The sequence below is a fragment of the Klebsiella sp. HMSC09D12 genome (assembly GCF_001808475.1).
Classification (GTDB): domain Bacteria; phylum Pseudomonadota; class Gammaproteobacteria; order Enterobacterales; family Enterobacteriaceae; genus Klebsiella; species Klebsiella oxytoca.
The window spans coordinates 1-3,830 of the sequence record NZ_KV793389.1; the positions used below are offsets into that span (position 1 = coordinate 1).

Below are 3,830 nucleotides of genomic sequence, written 5' to 3' on the forward strand. Positions count from 1 at the left end.
AGCCACAGGCGGACATTACTATTGAGCCATTACAAACTTAGTACGCATAATGTACGTTATGTTAAATACATACTGTATATGTATACAGTATTTTTTTATCGAGCACTAACCTCTCACTTTGTAAGTCTTGCATCAGGGTTAATGCTATGAATGTCCATAAGAGTTATCAAACTATCACCCACTACCATTTTGATTGGTTAACCGGAGATTTCTCTGCAGAGACAGGATTGATACCAACGGCTTCAATTTTTTCCTTTAATTCTGCAGGTAAATCAACATCAGCATAGGCCGATGTGGTTAACAATATCAGAGCAACTGCAATGGGTTTAATCATGTCCTACCTCCTAAATTACTGTATCAAACGGAACAAAATATTTTTCCGACCAGGAGGCATTTTCCCACCGGTATGGAAAAAAAATTTTTTTGTTGTCGTGTAACTTCCCAGTGCCCGGGACAGCGTGGAAAAGTAAGGTTGCTTCTCCCATAATGCACGCTCGCCGATGACGTAAATGCGTTGTTTCGCCCTGCTTACAGCGACGTTCAGAAGATTGGGTTTTTCCGCCGCCCAGGCTTTCGCCCCCTGGCTTTTTATGTTGCCTCCCAGCACGAGGATAACCACTGCAGCTTCCTTACCCTGTGTTTTATGTACAGTGCCCGTTCTGTCCATCCTGAATCCCAGTCTCTTTGCGATCCGACTAAGCTGCTTAGCGCAATCCCGGAATGGCGAGATCAGAAACACGTCGTCAGGTGTGAGTGAATGCTGGTGACGCAACGCCAAAAGTAACTTTTCCACCACCACCCCTTCCTCCGCTACCCAGTTTCCTTCGCATGTCCTCCCTTTCACATCCAGCCATCCACTTTCAGGAAAATCCGCCAGGCCCGGCATTTTCCCGTGGACCATGAGCCCGTCATAGGCAATATGGTTACTGATACTGAACATTGGTTCATCACAGCGCCGGTGAACCCGTAATGGACAGCCCACCCAAATCTGTTCAGACTCCGGGTCGGGCAGATAGGTGCCAACATCCATCGTCTGATCTGCCAGTATCTGTGCTGAGACTTTTCCGGGCCACCAGCAGGAAGGGATCTTATAGTGTTTTGCCAGCGCCCCCTCTACAGTGGACGGAATACTGCTGACCGATTCCAGTTGTTTTGGGTCACCTACCAGAACCGTTCGTTTTGCTCTCCAGACAGCCCCAATCGCATGCTGAGGTTGTGCCTGTCCGGCTTCATCAATCAGCAACCAGCCTATCGCTTCCTGACCTGCATCCCTGAACATCCGGGGCATGGATGCAAAGTTTCTCAAGCGTCTTCAACCATCCTGTATCGGCCTTCTGTCCCTCCTCCTGTAATCGATAAGCCTCAATGTCCACCCACTGCATGAGATGAAGGGTCAGATTATCAAAATCGTAAAAACCGCTATCCACCAGCGGGAGGCTGTCGTTTGGTGCGGGCAGGTCTGACACATCGGAGCAAAGGGGAGCATGAAGAGCATAAACGCCGCGATCATGCCTGAGTATCTGAGCCGCCGACCATGCAGACAGGGATAACATGAATGTGGCTGGCTGGGGGATGCCTTCTTCATTGAAACCAATATCAAAAAGCCTGCATTTCCCTGATTTGCGTTCTTCAGGTACCGCTTCATGGGCACCGATTTTATCCTCCAGCATTTTGGTAATCACACTTAAATGATAAACCCCCGCCTGAGCGGAGTAGCGCCACACTTTGCCAGGCCCAACATCCTTACGGGTATGAGCCGGGTCATCCCAGGGAAGCATGGCTCCTGCGCCTACTTTGTAAACCGGGTTGAGTTTGTCCCGGGCATTTTCCTTATCAATATCCTGAGGGGTTAATGCTTCAATGGCTCTCCAGAAGAGGAACACATTTTCGGTTTTTATTACTGATTCATTCACATAAACCTCACTGGTCTGTCTGTTCCTGACGTCGTGACTCCCGGTAACACACTACGAAGACGGTCTGCTTATCCGGCCGGGAAAAGAAAACGTCAGCTCCCTGAATTTACCGGGCAGAATTGCCGGGGTGCTGTGTCGATGGCCGAGGAAAAAAGTAACTTTCCGGACCTGTGCAGCGCATAAACAATGACTGTTTTTCATAGCCGGTCAGCGAGTAATACCTATGTTTCATACGGATACACTATCGACTATGGGCTGTAAAGCACCCTTTTTTTGAGTTGAGAGCAAATCCGAGCTTATCGAGAAAGGGAGCGGGATACGGGTCTAAGTGCATCAGTCCTTCATAAGCAATATCTTTACTGATACTGGGCTTTGGGTCATCACTAAAAATTTGGAAAATCCAATGTCCTTTAGTGTATAATTTATAGACGTAAATTTTATGGGGGCCTGAAGATGTATAAAGTCGAGCTAAAACCAATCTCTGAAAGTCGTAAGACTACGATCGTACGCAAAGCTCTTACTTCTGCCCCCCAGCAGCAGACATCCAACACGGCTCAGAAAGTCACAAGCAACGATTTAAATCGAATGCTTAATAGGGCTTTTAAAGCTGCCAGTTCCGCCATTAAATAGTCATTTCATAACTTTTAAAATGCCGCTAATTCGCGGCATTTTAACCTGGAGGCAAGGATGTCACAACGTTGGGTTTTTGATGCTCTTGTTAAAGATCGCGAAGATAAAATTGGTTTAATCGCTTATTCACTGTATAAATTCGAAAAAAACGAACTTGCTAACAGACTAAACAGCGAGGGGAAAACCCCTACGCAAATTAGAAGTGAACTAAGAACCTTTCATAATCATGCGCTAGGTGATTCTCGAATTGAAGGCTTTAGGGACCATGCGGAAGTAATCATCCGCGATTTAATGGACCAAATTGAAGAAGACCTTAGGGCAGAATACCAACTTCAATTTGATAATGTAAATACACTTCTTGATGACTATGATAGTTTACAAGCTACGATTAAGGACTTCCCTAACGTAATAAAAAGAGAGCGAGAAAACGCCATTCTCGATTTTCACAGAGCCGTTACAAGAAAGGAATCGAGAGAAACTGGACGTATAATTCGTGCGATAAAATGGGTTAGGGATGGCTTTCAGGGTGTGATTGCAGCTATCCTGTTAGCATTGTTTATATATGGTCTTTGTGCTCTGGCGCTCTCACCAGATGACAGACAGGGTATTGTTGATAAAGCGTATAATAATTTTAAGGCTTCTTTCTTCCAGCAAGCTAACACTCCCATTGTTAACTCTCTCGATGGACAATAGAAACTAATTTCCTCTTCATCATTTTACTAATATTAGATACAGTTACCTTTCTTTTTTGATGGTGAAAGTCAAAAAACCTACTAGGAGCGGTGTCAGGCAGGTAGCAGTAACGCATCACTGTGCCACAGCTACCTAAGATCAGTTAACTCGATTTACCAGCTGACCTTCACCGAATACACAGAAGTGGTAGTCGTATAGCTAGTATTGAAGCCTCTTTGATTGAGAGCAGAAATTGCTTCGTCAATCTCTTTAACACTAAGCCCTTCCCGACTAAACATACTAATAATGGAAGTCAATCCAGCCTTAGAGTTGGCTTGGATTGCGGTTTCTAGTTGCTTGAGAACTTCGTCAACACCAAACGTAGAAGACTGGCTATTCTTTCTGGCTTCATCCAGTGTAGTGGCATACTGAATTTGGCCACCTGAACAGAGGTGATATGCTCACCTCAGAACATTACAGGTGCCTCAATGAAAAAAAGAAATTTCAGCGCAGAGTTTAAACGCGAATCCGCTCAACTGGTCCTTGAGCAGAACTACACCGTTGCAGCTGCGGCCAGTGCTTGATCTTGACCCGCCATCTCCGGACAGCTTTTGT

Annotated in this window: 4 protein-coding genes and 1 pseudogene; 2 read left to right on the forward strand and 3 right to left on the reverse strand. The window is 45.7% G+C overall.

Features of this window, described 5'->3' with window-relative positions; genetic code table 11:
• Nucleotides 1-181 precede the first annotated feature (181 nt).
• Genes HMPREF3178_RS29365 through HMPREF3178_RS31505 form a run of 3 tightly spaced genes read right to left on the reverse strand, consistent with a single transcriptional unit; the run spans nt 182 to nt 1,913 of the window.
• Nucleotides 182-334: a hypothetical protein gene (locus tag HMPREF3178_RS29365; protein ID WP_004117950.1), complete on the reverse strand. Its 153-nt coding sequence runs from the start codon at nt 332-334 to the stop codon at nt 182-184.
• Nucleotides 335-349: 15 nt separating this feature from the next.
• A complete protein-coding gene (locus HMPREF3178_RS31500) occupies nt 350-1,243 on the reverse strand; it encodes a DEAD/DEAH box helicase (protein ID WP_029496874.1) in 894 nt (297 codons plus the stop codon).
• A complete protein-coding gene (locus tag HMPREF3178_RS31505) occupies nt 1,233-1,913 on the reverse strand; it encodes a hypothetical protein (RefSeq protein ID WP_029496875.1) in 681 nt (226 codons plus the stop codon). Before HMPREF3178_RS31505 ends, HMPREF3178_RS31500 begins: the two co-directional genes overlap by 11 nt.
• 687 nt (nt 1,914-2,600) lie before the next feature.
• On the opposite strand from HMPREF3178_RS31505, the gene HMPREF3178_RS03100 reads away from it, so the two are divergent.
• Together HMPREF3178_RS03100 and HMPREF3178_RS30720 are read left to right on the forward strand one after the other, a co-directional pair.
• The gene (locus HMPREF3178_RS03100) at nt 2,601-3,236 is read left to right on the forward strand and encodes a hypothetical protein (RefSeq protein ID WP_004117933.1); all 636 of its coding nucleotides are present in this window, start codon (nt 2,601-2,603) and stop codon (nt 3,234-3,236) included.
• A 467-nt stretch (nt 3,237-3,703) separates the two neighbouring features.
• Nucleotides 3,704-3,796: pseudogene (locus HMPREF3178_RS30720) on the forward strand (IS3 family transposase); the annotation flags it as partial.
• Between the last annotated feature and the right edge of the window lie 34 nt (nt 3,797-3,830).